Annotated in this window: 15 protein-coding genes; 5 read left to right on the top strand and 10 right to left on the bottom strand. The window is 52.2% G+C overall.

The genetic code is table 11. The features are described from left to right. Nucleotides 1-286 precede the first annotated feature (286 nt). Both ACYVJM_RS11790 and ACYVJM_RS11785 read right to left on the bottom strand, forming a co-directional pair. Nucleotides 287-529, bottom strand: a complete 243-nt coding sequence (locus ACYVJM_RS11790) for a hypothetical protein (protein ID WP_461148423.1) — start codon at nucleotides 527-529, stop codon at nucleotides 287-289. Between the two features lie 125 nt (nucleotides 530-654). Next, on the bottom strand, nucleotides 655-951 hold the full coding sequence (locus ACYVJM_RS11785) for a hypothetical protein (protein WP_461148422.1): 297 nt from the start codon (nucleotides 949-951) through the stop codon (nucleotides 655-657). 392 nt (nucleotides 952-1,343) lie between these two features. Here ACYVJM_RS11785 and ACYVJM_RS11780 point away from each other — a divergent pair, with 392 nt between their 5' ends. Then, nucleotides 1,344-2,132: a hypothetical protein gene (locus ACYVJM_RS11780; RefSeq protein ID WP_461148421.1), complete on the top strand. Its 789-nt coding sequence runs from the start codon at nucleotides 1,344-1,346 to the stop codon at nucleotides 2,130-2,132. Between the two features lie 125 nt (nucleotides 2,133-2,257). Here ACYVJM_RS11780 and ACYVJM_RS11775 read toward each other — a convergent pair whose 3' ends face one another. The 4 genes from ACYVJM_RS11775 to ahcY form a co-directional block, all read right to left on the bottom strand. Then, nucleotides 2,258-3,199, bottom strand: coding sequence for a bifunctional metallophosphatase/5'-nucleotidase (locus ACYVJM_RS11775; RefSeq protein ID WP_461148420.1), 942 nt, complete (start codon nucleotides 3,197-3,199; stop codon nucleotides 2,258-2,260). After that, a complete protein-coding gene (locus ACYVJM_RS11770; protein WP_461148419.1) occupies nucleotides 3,177-3,917 on the bottom strand; it encodes a 5'-nucleotidase C-terminal domain-containing protein in 741 nt (246 codons plus the stop codon). Before ACYVJM_RS11770 ends, ACYVJM_RS11775 begins: the two co-directional genes overlap by 23 nt. An 86-nt stretch (nucleotides 3,918-4,003) precedes the next feature. Then, entirely contained in the window at nucleotides 4,004-5,152 is a 1,149-nt protein-coding gene (locus tag ACYVJM_RS11765) for a hypothetical protein (RefSeq protein WP_461148418.1), read from the bottom strand. Nucleotides 5,153-5,302: 150 nt separating this feature from the next. After that, the gene (gene ahcY / locus ACYVJM_RS11760; protein WP_297382492.1) at nucleotides 5,303-6,613 is read right to left on the bottom strand and encodes an adenosylhomocysteinase; all 1,311 of its coding nucleotides are present in this window, start codon (nucleotides 6,611-6,613) and stop codon (nucleotides 5,303-5,305) included. A gap of 235 nt (nucleotides 6,614-6,848) precedes the next feature. Here ahcY and ACYVJM_RS11755 point away from each other — a divergent pair, with 235 nt between their 5' ends. Beyond that, a complete protein-coding gene (locus ACYVJM_RS11755; protein WP_461148417.1) occupies nucleotides 6,849-7,346 on the top strand; it encodes a MarR family winged helix-turn-helix transcriptional regulator in 498 nt (165 codons plus the stop codon). 4 nt (nucleotides 7,347-7,350) lie between these two features. After that, nucleotides 7,351-7,857 carry a GNAT family N-acetyltransferase gene (locus ACYVJM_RS11750; protein ID WP_461148416.1) on the top strand — a complete coding sequence of 169 codons (507 nt, stop codon included), beginning with the start codon at nucleotides 7,351-7,353 and terminating at the stop codon, nucleotides 7,855-7,857. An 11-nt stretch (nucleotides 7,858-7,868) separates the two neighbouring features. Here the strand turns inward: ACYVJM_RS11750 and ACYVJM_RS11745 are convergent, their stop codons facing one another. Further along, nucleotides 7,869-8,615: a CPBP family intramembrane glutamic endopeptidase gene (locus tag ACYVJM_RS11745; protein WP_461148415.1), complete on the bottom strand. Its 747-nt coding sequence runs from the start codon at nucleotides 8,613-8,615 to the stop codon at nucleotides 7,869-7,871. A gap of 114 nt (nucleotides 8,616-8,729) precedes the next feature. Here ACYVJM_RS11745 and ACYVJM_RS11740 point away from each other — a divergent pair, with 114 nt between their 5' ends. After that, nucleotides 8,730-9,227, top strand: coding sequence for an energy transducer TonB (locus tag ACYVJM_RS11740; protein WP_461148414.1), 498 nt, complete (start codon nucleotides 8,730-8,732; stop codon nucleotides 9,225-9,227). Nucleotides 9,228-9,263: 36 nt separating this feature from the next. Here ACYVJM_RS11740 and ACYVJM_RS11735 read toward each other — a convergent pair whose 3' ends face one another. The 3 genes from ACYVJM_RS11735 to ACYVJM_RS11725 form a co-directional block, all read right to left on the bottom strand. Continuing rightward, nucleotides 9,264-10,925 (bottom strand): beta-N-acetylhexosaminidase, encoded by a 1,662-nt coding sequence (locus tag ACYVJM_RS11735; protein ID WP_461148413.1) that lies wholly within the window; start codon nucleotides 10,923-10,925, stop codon nucleotides 9,264-9,266. A gap of 171 nt (nucleotides 10,926-11,096) precedes the next feature. After that, on the bottom strand, nucleotides 11,097-11,762 hold the full coding sequence (locus tag ACYVJM_RS11730) for a GDSL-type esterase/lipase family protein (protein ID WP_461148412.1): 666 nt from the start codon (nucleotides 11,760-11,762) through the stop codon (nucleotides 11,097-11,099). 58 nt (nucleotides 11,763-11,820) lie between these two features. After that, entirely contained in the window at nucleotides 11,821-13,158 is a 1,338-nt protein-coding gene (locus ACYVJM_RS11725) for a UDP-N-acetylmuramoyl-tripeptide--D-alanyl-D-alanine ligase (protein WP_461148411.1), read from the bottom strand. A 77-nt stretch (nucleotides 13,159-13,235) separates the two neighbouring features. Between ACYVJM_RS11725 and ACYVJM_RS11720 the strand changes: the two genes are divergently transcribed. Further along, complete coding sequence (locus ACYVJM_RS11720) at nucleotides 13,236-15,515, top strand: FG-GAP-like repeat-containing protein (RefSeq protein WP_461148410.1); 2,280 nt, start codon at nucleotides 13,236-13,238, stop codon at nucleotides 15,513-15,515. Nucleotides 15,516-15,609: the final 94 nt, after the last annotated feature.

Raw genomic sequence — 15,609 nt, 5'->3', positions numbered from 1 at the left:
CTGATATGTCCAACAGCCTAAATACATAAAATAGCCTAATTCTAACCAGGCAGTTACTTTTTATACCGGTCATCGTTCAAAAAATGCCCTAATATGGGCGTAAGCCAGATTAGAAATGTGAGGGTACGGTTCCCCTGATGTAAGGGATAGTCGGAAAATCCGTTAGAAATAAACGAAGAACGCCCGACTTGCGTGGTCGGGCGTTCTGGTATCGTCTGCGTAATACACACGCAGGCGTGAGTTCCTGATTACATAAAAAAATGGCAACTAACCTGGAACTGACTAGCTACTCGGACTGGGATTCGAAAATAGCCATGGCCTTGTCGATGGTTTCGTCGTCCACACCATCAACGGTTAGTTCGTTGTCGTTCTCGACGTTGCTGACAACAACAACGGAATCCATATTCAGACTTGGATCAGCCAGAAAAAGTGCAGCGCGAAAACGCTCTTCAATTCGCCGGTTCAGGGCATCATTAATGTCATGCGTGAGCGCACTGGCTAACTGAGTTTCTTCTTGATTATTAAGCATGCGTAAAGGGAAGTTTTGAAAACATTGAGAGTATAAAGGTAACAAAACTATAGCTGAGGGCAAGCGCACCGACGCGTAGTTTTACTGTAAATTATCCTCTCTAATCTGCCCTTCTCTCAACCGGTTTATGCCAGATAATCTTTCCTTGTCTGGTTGTGTAGACCCGGGTAAGCCAGGTCGTAAGTCGGTGTTTTACGAACCGGACGATTCTGGTTTAATTCGTTGAGTACCGCTTTGGCAAAGGCTATTTTATCGGATTTTCGATACTCGTCAACGTGCATGGCACCGGAAGGCGGACTAAACTCCTGACTGGTACGCTGGCAGGCAGCCCATAATTCGGGGTGTAACTTGATCTTGTACTGGCGAATGGGAGTGTCTGCGCCGAACCAGAGATTTTTGATGTTTTCTACAGTAGACTTCATGTTGATAAACGCTAGTATGTAGCCAAACCGCATCCTGTTTGTATTGTTTGAGAATGCGCTGATCGTTAATGAAAACTTAATCAGTTAGTTAGCCAGTGGATTTTGTAGAATGGCTTACCTGTTGGTGAATACACTAAACGACTGTTCGGGAAAATGATTGCGGCTATTTGTCAAAACGTATGTTGGGCAACTTAAGAAAGTGCGTTGGCCGCTTAACCTCCTCCAGCCTACATTCGTCCGTTTAGGCTAGCTTTTTAGTTGTTTTATATTTTACTTGCAATATACTGTGGGAGGTATATTATGAAGAGGCTTACGACCGGATCAGTCCATTGAAACCGTCGGATCAGGCCTGTGCATCCCGCCTAAAGAGCCATACACCATCTGGCCTTATCATGGAACAGGAACGAGTCGACGCGTTTGAAAACACACTTTTCAGCCCCCCATCCGACAGGTCGGTAAAAGTCTGGCGGTACATGGATTTTACAAAGTTCGTCGCTTTGCTCAATAGCGGAAGTCTTCATCTGACGAGATGCGATCAGTTCAACGACCAGTTTGAGGAAACCGGCCTGAAAGAAGACCCGCAAGGGCAACGGGACAACTACAGAGACGCGCTGAAAAACAAGGCCAGACTAACGCCCGACCAGTTGGCTCAGGTGCTCAATACGGTTTGGCGAAAGTATCAGAAACAGTATGTGTTCATCAACTGCTGGCACATGAACAGCCACGAGTCGGCTGCGTTGTGGAACGTGTACGGAGCCACGAAGGAGGCCATTGCTATTCAAACGACCTACGACCGGCTGCGAAATGTATTGCCGGCTAGTTATCAGATCGGCGAGGTCCGGTATATTGATCATGAAGCGTACGTGAACGAAGAAAAGGAAGGGTTCTTTTCGATCCTGTTCAAGCAAAAATCCTTCGAGCATGAACGGGAATTGCGCGTGTGTTACGTAGACGCTTACGAGTTTCAGCATGACCTGAGAAACCCCGCCGAGTTTTTCTGTCCAACAAACGTGCGTCTGGTTGAAACCGTACCGGTTGATCTGAATACGCTGGTCGAATCCGTACGAGTTGCGCCCCAAACGCCCGACTGGTTTGTGAAACTGGTAAAAGATTCGGTCCTTCGGTTTGGCTACAACCTACCCGTTAGTCGGTCGGGTCCGGACGGCCACACCCTTCTCTAGGGTTGTCGGATGTGGGCTTTGCGACACGCCGATTAACCGGAGTCTTTATCAAAAGTAGAAAAGAGGGTATGTACAGGTTAATCTTTTTTGCCGGACTTTTCCAGGGCAAAGAGCTTAGCGTGATTCTATTTCACTTCGACGGATTGGCCGGTACTGGAAACGGCTTTGCCCCGGTCAAAGGCCAGGTCGATGCGGCCGAGGTTGATGCCCGCAAACCCAACTTGGTTAATCCAGACGGGCTGGCCATCGAGGTTATTGACCGCCACCGGGGCGTCCAGGAAGGTGTGCGTATGTCCGCCAATTATGAGGTCGATTTGTTTGGTTTTAGCGGCCAGAACATTGTCCGACACGGTGGCGTCGTTGTACTTGAAACCCAGGTGAGAGAGACAAATGATGTAGTCGCACTTTTTGTCGCTGCGCAGTTTAGCGGCCATGTCATTCCCGATTTCTATGGGATCGAGGTACTTTGTTTCTTTATAGGCATCACGCGGAATCAATCCTTCCGGTTTGATACCAAGACCAAAGACACCCACCCGAACGCCTTCTTTTTCAAAGATTTTAAACGGCATTGTCCGGCCATCCAGCACGGTATTTTTAAAGTCGTAGTTGGCGATTAGCAACGGAAAGCTGGCTTTGCCAAACTGCGTTACCATGTTGTCGATCCCCCCGTCGAAATCATGATTCCCGATGGTGCCTGCATCGTAGCCAAGCTGGTTCATTGCCAGAATTTCGGGTTCTCCCTTGTAGACATTGAAATAGGGCGTTCCCTGGAAAATATCACCAGCATCGAAGAGTAACACCTGGCGCGGGTGGCCATCCACCTGTTCCTGCCGGATTTTCCGAATCAGCGTTGCCCGACGTGCCACACCGCCCTTGCCTGCATTTCGGCTGCCATCCATCGGGAATGGGTCCAGGCGACTGTGCACGTCGTTGGTATGCAGAATGGTGAGCGATGTAGGTCTGGCTTTACCCGAATACGCCAGCACATCCGGCGCTACAGAGCCAATGACGGCGGCTGTACCGAATACTTTTAAAAACTGGCGTCTATTCGATGCTAATGCGTCCATCAGAAACGGGGTTAATGGGTTGACCGGTTTTGCCCAACAGCCGGAAATAGTCGATCAGGGCATCGCGCATGAGGTAATTGATGTTTTCGCTTTTGATGGGATTTTTCAGGAATCCCGCTTCATCGCCCCCGTTGGCCACGTAGTCGCTCATGACCACGGTGTAGGTTTCGTTGGGCTGGAGCGTCCGGCCGTTGGTGAACGTAGCCGATTGGAGCTGCCCGTTGTGCAGCTTAGCCCGCAAACCACCAACGACTAACTTATCTCCTTTGGCAAAATGATTCAGCATCTGACGGAGCATATCGCCGGTCATGGTCAGTACGATCAGTTGGTTATCGAAGGGCATGACCTCGAAAATAGAGCCGGTTGTAATGTTTCCTTCAGGCAGGTTATTTCGAATGCCGCCGTAATTCAGGTGCGAACAGTCGATGGGTTTGCCGTAGCGCTCAATGGCCTGTTTGAGCAGGGCGTCGGTGAGCAGATCATTGAGTGGTCCTTCGGGCTGGCCTTTCTCGATCCGGGCCGTTGACCGGGCCAGTACCTCGTTCATGGTCTTTTCGAGACCCTGCCGGTAAGGCGTCAGAAAGGTAGCTACGCTGCTGTCGGTTGCGGCCGAGAGCGAGTCTACGCCGATGCGGCTGGCCGTTCGGTTCGTGAGGTGATAACTCGGGTTGCAGGCCGATAAAGCGGCCAGAGCCAGTAGCAGAAGGTGTTTTTTCATACAGAATGGCAAGTTCGGAAACTCTGCGGAATCGTGCGTTAATAAATCGTTAGAAAGACGGTCCGGCGGTCCGGCGGTCCGAAAGCCTAGTTGAGTATAATGCCCTGCAAGGGAATCAGGGTATGGTCCGGTTTATAAACGACTCGCCGAATTCGGCTGAACCCGCCCAGACTAATTTGCAGGTTGATGAGCCCACCCGAGAAGGTGTCCCGAGCCAGCAGGGGGCTATACGAAACTTTTGTGCGTACAAACCAGAAGCTATCTTCCGAGCGGTCGGGTTTGTGGGTGTTATCCCCCAGCTTAATATCCATGATCAGCCCAACGGTGGGAGCATGGTTATAAAGCGACAACCCTTTGTAACGTTCGTCGTTACCGTCACGGGGCGATAGGTCGAGCAGGCGGTAACCAACGTACGGAATGAGTCGGCTGCGGGGTAAGTCGGCCATAATCCGCCCCAGTCCAACTTCAAACAAACTCGACGTAACCGACATGTCTTTCTCCCAAGTCTGTTTGTTGTGCGAAAAGCCTGCCCGCAGGGTGCCATTATAAAGGGTTGGGTGCAGGAGGAGCACTGTCCGCTGAAAAGCAATGTCGAGGCCAACAACAACGCCTGCGGCCGGGCTGAACGTTTGTGCGAGCGGACCCGCAGGCAGCATACCTCCTCCGCCAACGAACATGCCATACCCGATTTTCGACGAACGAAACGTTGTTCGCAGATCGGGCGTATCGTACAGGCGCTGGGCTACCTGCAACTGCCAGCGTTTGAGCGCGGGCAGATCGTCGCCCCCGCCCGTTTCGGCCCGGAACCGGTTCACTTCGGCGCCCAGCTCGGCATTGGTCAGGTATTCAATTTGGGTAGCCTGCTGTTTGAAATGCCGGTCGGTGTGCAAGGCAACGAGCTTGGCTTTCATCAATCGGGTATATACCTCAACCAGATCGAACAGCACCTGATTGTAAGCCAGGGTGCGTTCGTTGCGGGCCGTTTCGGACACCCACGACAGGTTGCGGAACATCAAGCAAAAAGCGTCGATAGCGGGCTGGCTCCAGACAGAGGTAGGGCGCACTTCATAGCCGATCTGGTAATGAAATTCGGAGCCCCCCAGACCCGATTGAATCGGCGCGTGGAAATCGCTCAGCAGAAGTCGCCGGGTTGCGCTCCAGTGCAGCGTATCAATTGTCGCCTGCGCCGAACCGAGCAGAGGAGACAACAGCAGCACAAAGAGCAGACGGTTCATAGTAAATAGTATTTCCTTGGGTCAATACTAACAAATTTAAGGCAAAAAAGCGCGGCCCCGTTTCCGAACCCGCGCTTGATGAGGTAAGACATAGGATGTATGATGTAACCCACTGGAGAATACATCCTATATCCTACATCATACATACTTTTAATACCGATACATTTCCGATTTGAACGGACCTTGCACCGGCACACCGATATAGTCGGCCTGATCCTGCGCCAGCGGCTCCAGTTTCGCACCTACGTGAGCAAGGTGCAAAGCGGCTACTTTCTCATCCAGGATCTTGGGCAGTACATAGACTTTGTTCTCGTACTTGTCTGAATTGGCCCACAGCTCCAGCTGCGCCAATGTCTGGTTTGAGAACGAACACGACATGACGAAAGAGGGGTGGCCCATGGCACAGCCAAGGTTTACCAGACGGCCTTCGGCCAGTACGATAACTTCTTTGCCGTTTACTTCATACATGTCTACCTGTGGCTTGATCTGGCTCTTCGTGTGGCCGTAGTTTTCGTTGAGCCACGCCATGTCGATTTCATTGTCGAAGTGGCCAATGTTGCAGACAATTGCTTTGTCGCGCATGGCTTCGAAATGGCGTCCTTTGATGATGCCGACGTTGCCCGTTGCGGTTACAAAAATCTGCGCGCGGGGAACGGCTTCGTCCATCGGAATGACTTCAAAGCCATCCATAGCGGCCTGAAGGGCGCAGATCGGGTCAATTTCCGTTACCAGTACGCGGCAACCCGCTCCCCGGAGCGACTCCGCAGAACCTTTACCTACGTCGCCGTAACCAGCCACAACGGCTACTTTACCGGCCAGCATCAGGTCGGTTGCCCGGCGGATCGCATCGACCAGCGACTCGCGGCAGCCGTACTTGTTATCGAACTTCGACTTCGTTACCGAGTCGTTCACGTTGATAGCGGGCAGGTGCAGCGTACCGTTTTTCATGCGCTCGTACAGGCGATGAACACCGGTCGTTGTTTCTTCCGACAGTCCTTTGATACCTTCGATCAGTTCGGGATACACGTCAAAGACCATGTTGGTCAGGTCGCCACCGTCGTCGAGGATCATGTTCAACGGCTGCCGATCTTCGCCGAAGAACAGCGTTTGCTCGATGCACCAGTTGAATTCTTCTTCGTTCATCCCTTTCCAGGCATACACGGGAATGCCAGCCGCAGCAATGGCAGCCGCTGCGTGGTCTTGCGTCGAGAAAATGTTACACGACGACCAGGTTACCTCGGCACCCAGCTCAACGAGTGTTTCGATCAGCACTGCCGTTTGAATGGTCATGTGCAGACACCCGGCAACGCGTGCTCCTTTCAGCGGTTGCGAAGGACCATATTCAGCACGAAGGGCCATCAGGCCCGGCATTTCGGCTTCGGCAAGTTTGATTTCCTTGCGGCCCCATTCGGCCAGCGCAATATCCTTAACCTTATAGGGAACGTAGGTTGACGTTTGCATGATTAGTTTGTGAAAAACAAAGGAACGTTCGATTGGTCATAAAAACGGATTCCTTCGTATGTTGCGATTCTTAGCAAAATGCAAAATTAAAGATTGATAGCCAGAATCCCTACTGAACAACAACTACTTTAGCCAGTGGCAGAACGATCTATATCAAACTATTTATAAGCACAGACTTGACAATTAACCGGAAGATTTATAACTATGTAACTTCTTACGTAATTGCTTACATAGTATGGATTTCATGGCCGAAATGGCTGAATTGGCCCTTGCCAGCCGACTCAGGCGATTAAGTGATATTTACTGGCAGGCAGTAACGGCCATCTACAGGCAGTCGGGGGTGGATTTTGACGTGCGCTGGGCTACCATTTTCGTGCTTATTGCCCGGCAGGGGCCAGTTGCGGTTATGGAAATTGCCGAACGGCTGGGTATTACGCACCCGGCTGTTATTCAGGTTATCAATGAACTCGAAAAGAATGATCTCATTGTGTCGGCTAAGTCGGAGACCGACGGACGTAAGCGACTGCTAACCCTGAGCGAGCGTGGCCAAGCTATGTTGCCCAGGCTTCAGCCCATTTGGGATGCTTTCATCGCCGTCAATGGTAGTATGCTGGCGCAGCAGACACACAACCTTCTGCAGTCGCTCCAGGAGATGGAGACCCAGCTCAGCGAAAAAAACTTTTACGACCGGGTGCAGGAAGAACTAAAAAAGACAAACACTACCCAACCATAAAACTATGCACGACGTTTCCATCTTTCCCTACTCGCCTAAGTATCAGCCTGATTTCAAGCGCCTGAACATCGAATGGATTTCCCGTTATTTTGCCGTTGAGCCACACGATCTGGAGCAACTGGATCATCCTGAAGTTTATGTGATGCCCCGTCATGGCCAGATCTTTTTCGCTGTTCTTGGTGAGGAGGTTGTTGGCTGTGTCGCGATGGTCAACACCGGAATGCCGGACCACGGAATACCGGACCACGGAACACCGGAGCAGGACCTGACCGAATTTGAACTGGCTAAAATGGCCGTATCGCCCGGAGTGCAGGGTAAGGGTATCGGTAAGAAACTGTGCCTGGCGGCTATTGCATATGCCCGCCAGTTGGGTGTCAAAAAGGTCTGGCTGGAGTCGAACCGGATTCTTACGCCCGCCCTCACCATGTACGAAAGCGTCGGGTTTCGGGAAGTACCCAGCGTACCAACACCTTATGCACGGGCAGATATCCGGATGGAAATGATATTGTAAAGGGCTCGCATTTAGGCAACAGCCGACCTCCGCCGGTTTTTTAAATGCACCAGGCCCCATGAGAGACTAACGATAACGACGCTGGCATAGAAGTATAACCAGTAATGGGGTGATTCAACAAGGACTAGTGGATTGTTTGTCAACCCATGAACGAGGGAGGTAAAAATGATACTTCGGGTCAATATGTAGATTGCCAGAAAAAATAGCCCCATCGTAAAAACCCTGCTTAGGTCGGTTAAAGCAAGGCCGTATTGAAATAGATAAGCCGGAATATGAATAACGGTGAATAGTAACACCGCGCCCAGACAAATAAGAATGGATCGATAGTGCCCCGGCGACTGCTTCCCGAATCGAAATGGCAGGTAACGAAACAGCCATTCTTCAAGTAAAGCGCCGGGTAATGTGTTTACTATAAATAGCGGTAAAAAGGATGACAATCGCTGGGTAAGGTTAACCGCCTGCACTTGAGACGATAAGTTGGTAAGCAGTGTGCTAATCAGTATCTGTACGACTAGCAGGGCACCCAGGCTTTGCCAGATTGCGTTGCCTTGGAACGGAGCTGATAACCAGGATTTTTGTTTGCCCAGTAAGTAATAGGTTACGCTAACTTGAGCACCATAAACAGCCAGACCAGCCAGCACAGCCCATTGTCGATGTGCCAGAAGGCTTCTGCTGGTTTGCCAGTAAAAAAGGCCATTTATACCAATAATGAGCAAACAGTTTATGCAGAGAACTCGTCCAAACTGGTAGTTACTCATAAGGTGTTACTGGTTTGTTAATTTCATGTTGATATGGCTATGTGATACTAGTAAGAACATGCCGTTAACCGCTTAGTAGGCTATATAATTTCTTTACGTTTCAATAGCCTGATTATGTGTTATTGGCGACTACTCCTTCTCTTCGTCATCAGCCACGTCAGCGTTGCTCAAACAGGTAGTGATGATCTGAACGATGACCCTGTTTTTACTGCTGTTTTATCCCGTCGGTTAAAGTACCCTCGCGAAGCGGAGTGGGCAAGTGTGTATGGGCGGGTTTTTGCCGGCTTTACCGTTTCGGAAAAAGGGCGCGTTGAGGATATTGCTATCCTTAATCACAGCACTAAAGGAATGTATTATGGTTTTGAGTCAACCATTATAGCCGCGCTGAAAAAGCTCCCCCCGCTCAAGCTTCAGTATAGCGGCCGTTATATTCTGCCTGTTGCATTTATTTACGTGGATTACCGCGACAAAAATAATCCGCGTGTGCCTTCGGATGTACTGTACATCGACGATCTGGCAGGGCGAATTATTTTGAAGGAGATTAACGTTTTCGGCAGCAGTGTTAATAGCAAAGAACGCATTACCTCCGGAGAGCGAAACGAGTCTTATTGAGCTATCAATAAAACTCGTTTCAGCTTTTGCAGACTTTTACTTCTTCGCCGTCTCCTTCGGCCACACGTATTGAAATGTATTGTTGATCGGGGCGCCGAAGTAGTTGACGTTCAGGAAATCAAGTCGTTTTTTGTGCACCTCCAGCCGTTGTTTGAAATCGTCGATGTTCCGGGCATCCTGAGGTGTCCAGCCGGTTTCGGCTACGGCGATCAGACGCGGGTAAGCCATGTACTCCACAGAGTGCGTCGTGGGCATGTACTCCGACCAAACGTTGGCCTGTACGCCCAGCACATGTTTGGACTGCTCGGCCGTCAGGCTGTCCGTTACCGAGGGGTTGAAGCTGTACACTTTCTCGATGGGGAGCAGGCCACCAATGGTTACGGGTTGGGTTTTGGGATCGGCCTGGTAGTAGTCGAGGTAGCAGTAAGTGGTTGGCGTCATGATCACGTCATGGTTCTGCCGGGCAGCTGCGATACCTCCGTTGATGCCGCGCCAGCTCATAACGGTCGCGTTGGGGGAGAGGCCCCCTTCCAGTATTTCGTCCCAGCCAATAATCCGGCGACCTTTCGAGGTGACGAACTTGTCGATACGCTGAATGAAATAGCTTTGCAGTTCGTGCTCGTCTTTCAGGCCTTTTTCCTTCATCAGCGCCTGGCAAAACTTGCTCTGTTTCCACTGGGTTTTCGGGCATTCGTCACCGCCGATGTGGATGTACTGGCTCGGAAAGAGGGCCATCACTTCGGTCAGAACGTTTTCCAGAAAGGTGAAGGTCTCTTCGCGCGGAAACAGCACATCGTCATGGACGCCCCAGTTTGGCGAGGGTGTCAGCGTCTTGTCGGGGTTGCTGCCCAGCTCGGGATAAGCTGCCAGAACGGCTACCGAGTGGCCCGGCATTTCGATTTCGGGAATGACCGTCACAAACCGCTCCTGCGCGTATTTGACCACATCGCGTACTTCGTCCTGGGTATAAAAGCCACCGTATGGTTTATTGTCGTAGACGTGATCCCGGTAGTGGCCCACCATCGTTTTGGGCCGTATTGAACTGATTTCGGTAAGCTTCGGGTACTTCTTGATCTCGATCCGCCAGCCCTGGTCTTCGGTCAGGTGCCAGTGGAAGGTATTCATTTTATGTACGGCCAGCAGGTCGATGTATTTCTTGATGAAAGCAACGGGGTAAAAATACCGCCCCACATCCAGCATCGACCCCCGATAGCCGTACCGGGGCTGGTCTTCGATGGTACAGGCGGGTACGGTCCAGGCTACGCCACTTACTTTTGTCGGGCTGAACACAGCTGCGGGCATCAACTGCATCAGCGATTGGACGCCGTAGAAAAAGCCTTTGGGCTGCTCGGCCGTAATGATAATCTGCTTCGGCGAAACGGTCAGGGTGTACCCTTCTGCTCCAAGCTTCGGGCCTTTGGCACTGACGAACGAGATGCCGCTGGAGGCCTTCCCCGTGGTGATAACGGGTGTCGAACCGGTTGCTTTGGTCAACTGGCCGGCTAGCATCTGGGCAATCCGGCGTATTTCCGGATCGGCGCCCTGAACAGCGATGGTTGGTTTGGCAGGCAGTGTATAACTACCGCTGCGTGCTTCCAGATGGGTGGGTTTGGGCACCAGGGCGTACGTAGCGGTTTGGGCGTGGGTGGCCACCGCCGTCGCGCATAACGCAATGAGAAGTAAAAAGGGTTTTTTCATGTAGGAAAAGGGTTATTGACAGGATTTGCGGGGTTTGTATTGGCGCGAACGCTGGGGCGAGCATTTGCTCGTGCCTGTTATTTGGCAAGTTGGTCCGGCGTCCCGGTTCGCTTGCGTCAGTAAATACTGACTTTATCAACTGGCACGAGTGAATGCTCGCCCCAGCGTAATTTACTTCAAATAAGGACTTAACACGCGACCCCAGCGCTCGTAACCGGCCGGGAGCATATGCAGGCTATCCGACTTGAACAGAATGGGCTCGGGCTGACCATTTTTGCCAAGCATAACCGGCCGGATATCCACAAACTGTGTGTTTGACTTCGTAGCCAGAAAGTCTTTGATGAGCTGGTTGGCCGTGTCGTTCTCCGCGAAATACTGCCGGCGCGACGGGCTGGACTTTATGGAAATAAACGTGAACGTAGCTTCGGGTAAGGCTTGCCGGACGTGCGTGAACAAGGCAACCAGCCGGTCGAAGGTTTGCCGGCCGGTTTGTTTTCCCGTGGCAATGTCGTTCTCACCCGCGTAGATAACGACCTGTTTTGGGTGGTAGGGGGTAATGATCCGATCGGCATAGAGCAGCACCTGACTCAGCTCCGATCCGCCAAACCCACGCTGAAGTATTGGCTTGCCGGGGAAGTACGTCGCCAGGTTTTCCCAGAGCCGGATGGACGAACTTCCCGTAAAAACGATAGCATTTTGTGGAGGAGGTGACTGCTGGTCCTGCGTCTCGAACGCCCGGATTTCGGCTTCGAACGGGGTATCCGTCGTAAACAGATGGACTTTCTTCGTTGCCCAGGGGGCAACAAACAGCAGGCAAATAATTAAACTGATCTTCATGATACTGGAAAAGTTGAGCTTGTGCATTGGCCAAATAGGCTAATCAGAAACATCTGATTTATATAAAAGGCACAACCGACTCTAAACTCATGCCCCGCGACCCTTTTATTAATATGTGGGTATCCGTCATTGGGTTATCCATGACCCAGTTGTGCAGCGAAAACTTATCCGGGAAGTAATAAGCTTTTGGCAGGTAGGCCAGGGCGAAGCGCATGTCTTTTCCCGCCAGAATGACCAGGTCGAAGTTGCTTTCGGCAATGAGTTTGCCCAGTGCCGCGTGCTCGGCTTCACTTTCGTCGCCTAACTCGTACATATCACCCAGAATAACGGCTTTGCGTTTGGCGGGCGTAGCGGCAAACTGCTGAATGGCCGCAGCCATAGAACTGGGATTGGCGTTGTACGCATCCAGCAGCACCGTATTGGTGCCTTTCGTAACATGCTGGGAGCGGTTGTTGGTTGGGTTGTAATCTGCAATGGCGCGGTTGGCCTCTTCGGGCGAAACCCCGAAATAATCGCCGATGGCCAGAGCCGCCAGCATGTTGTCGAAGTTGTACCGGCCGGGCAAATGCGTGGTGATCTCGTGGCCGGTTACGTCTTTGTAAACGACCACCGGCGATTCACTGATCAGGGTAATCGGAGCTTCATCCGGGTTGGCGGCTGGATAAAAAATAGCTTCGGCGAAGGTCGTTTCGGAGCGTATGCTCTTGAGTCGTTCGCGGTACATGGCCGTCAGCGTTTTGTCGCGCGAGTTGATAAAGACCGTTTTGGCATTCTGCGCCAGGTAATCATACAGTTCGCCCTTGCCTTTCCGGACGCCCTCGATGCCGCCGAAACCTTCCAGATGGGCTTTGCCGATGTTCGTGATCAGGCCGTGGGTAGGCAGGGCAATGGAGCAGAGGAAGGCAATCTCTTTCTGGTGATTAGCACCCATTTCAATGATGGCCAGTTCGTGCTGCTCATTCAGCGACAACAGCGTAAGCGGTACGCCAATGTGGTTGTTCAGATTACCCGCCGTAGCGTAGAGGTTGTATTTCTTCGACAGTACGCCCGCAATCAGTTCTTTGGTCGTCGTTTTGCCGTTGGAACCGGTCAGGCCGATAACGGGGAAGGTAAAGGTTTGCCGATGATGCCGCGCCAGGTCCTGTAGCGCCGTCAGGCCATCGGCTACGAGCAGGCAGCGGTTGGTTCCACTGGCCTGGTCGCGTTCGGCTACGGCGGCATCGTCGACCAGTGCATAACGGGCTCCCGACGCGAGGGCTTGTTCGGCAAACTGGTTGCCATCGAAGGTGTCGCCTTTGAGGGCAACAAATAAACAGTCGGGGGTAATTCGGCGGGTGTCCGTCGAAACGCCGGTGCATTCCTGAAATTTATGGTAGAGTTGTTCGGTTGATAGCATACCGATAGACATAAATAGTTCCTCCGTTCGTTCTCTTGAGTGAAGTGCCGGTTGTGATTGATAAAGGTCAAAATTAGATGAAAAAGCTGTTTACGCTCTGTTTTTTAGTAATTCCGTTTCTCACCCGTGCACAGTCGGGCGGGAAGATCGCGTTTCGATACGACCAGAGTCCAACTGTTAGCGTCAATAACCGGCCGTTGCTAAACCCGTGGGCGGGTGGCCTGAACACCACGCAGTACTCAACCATACGCCTGAATACCGATACCCGCGACGATCTCGCCGTTTATGACCGGACAACCGGCAAAGTGAGCACCTTCATCGCCGTCGACAATCCCGTTGGCAGCGGCACGGTCTGGCAGTACGCGCCCGAGTATGAACTGGCCTTTCCGGCGGTGATGTACAGCTGGATGCTGCTGGTCGATTATGACTTCGACGGTCGGAAAGACATTTTTACCAACAGTTCGAAAGGCATCAGCGTCTGGCATAATGAATCGCAGAACGGAACGGTGTCGTTCAAGCTGGCGGTCGACCCGCTCAGAACGCTCGGCTTCAGCGGTTTTCAGATACCCCTTTACGTCAACGCTACCGATTTACCCGCCATTACGGACTATGACGACGACGGCGACATCGACATCATCACCTTCGATGCTGACGGCAACATCATTGCCTACCAGCGAAACATGAGCGTGGAACGAACCGGCACGAAAGGAGGGCTCGATTTCGCCCGTGCCGGGAATCAGTGCTGGGGCCATTTTCATAAGGAATTCTGTAACGACTTTACCTTTGGTATCAACTGTGACGATGGCTCCGGCACCGGTGGTCGGCTGGCCGCTCCGGCCGCTACCGGTCGGGTAGGCCTGAACGGGCCCAGCGGGGCAAGACCGCTGCATTCGGGTAACACCCTCACGGTGGTCGATACTGATGGCGATGGACACAAAGACTTGCTATTTGGGTTTGTGAGCTGCGAGAACATTGCCCGGCTTCGCAACGCGGGTCCAAACAGCGTCAGTGCCAATTTTACGAGTTACGACAGTCTGTTTCCGGCCCGGAATCCTATTCTGTTTCCGGCTTTTCCAGCCACATTTTTTGAAGATGTCGATGGCGACGGACAGAAAGATTTGCTGGCATCGCCCAATGTGAGTCTCAACGATGGCTATCTGTACGATTTTCGGGCGTCGGGTTGGTTTTACAAGAATACGGGCACTACGCAAAAGCCCGATTTTCAGCTCGTTCAGAAAGATTTTCTGCAAAGCGACATGCTCGATCTGGGCGAACGTACAGCCCCCGCGCTGGCCGACCTGGACGGCGACGGCGATTTGGATTTACTGGTTGGTTACGGCGGGGTAGGGTTTGGCTCCGGCTACCGGGGCGGCATCTGGCAGTTTGAGAATAAAGGCACAACGCAAAGTCCCGCTTTCGCCCTCGTCACAACCGATTACCTGGGTGCCCAGTCGCTGGGGCTGACGAACGTAGTACCTTCCTTTGCTGATGTAGATGCCAATGGCAGCCTGGATCTGGTCATCACCGCCACGGGAAAGCAGGCCGTAGAAATCCGTGTGCTGCTTAATGCCGCTCCCAAAGGAGCTGCCGTCCAATACAATCTTGCCGGTGCCACCCGCTGGCCCACGCCCGACCTGATGTTCCCGCTCGATCTCCTGACGGTAACAGATGTCGACAGGGATGATAAACCCGACTTGCTGATTAGCCGGTACAACGTGGGTACAATCCTCTATTACCGCAATGCCGGTACGGCCACGGCCCCCGTTTTTCAATTGCAGAACCAGACGTTCGGCGGTATTACGACGGATGATTACATCTACGCCCGCGCCCGGTCGCTGGTCGTGGCCGACCTGAACGGTGATCAGAAAAACGAACTCATTGCCGCAGCTGATAACGGCTCTGTTAAGGTCTATCAATTTCCCGAAACGCCGACTCAGGCATTTACGCTGATTGATTCGCTGGCAGGTATTGGCTTACCCGGCAAAGGACTCATTGCTGCTGCCGCCGACCTGGATGGCGACCAGCTTCCCGACCTGATACTCGGTGGAACGGGGGGCGGCCTGCGTTACCTTAAAAACACGTCCCAAAAGGTGGTTGTAACGGGCGTACCCGAAGAATCGACCAGCCCTTGGGTATTTCCCAATCCAACGAACCGGTATGTTACGGTTCGTCCGCACTACGACGGACGCATCGAACTGGTGTCCTTAACGGGCCAGACCGTGGTGCCTCCCCAACTGGTTAAAGCCAGCGCAGAGACCCTCCTTGATCTGGGTAATCTGGCCGATGGTACGTATCTGATACGACTCCAGAGCGACAGCCGCCCGGTGCAGATACAGAAAGTGGTGGTCTGGAAATAACCGAAAACTCTTTTAAACGTTCGGAGTTAGGGAGTAATACCGGTGAGCCGAAAAGGTACGCAGACCTTCCGGCCAGCATCATCGGTAACTAGAC

It is taken from the genome of Spirosoma pulveris (assembly GCF_054781875.1).
Note: the sequence above shows the minus strand (reverse complement) of the source record. Positions and strands in the feature narration are given on the sequence as shown.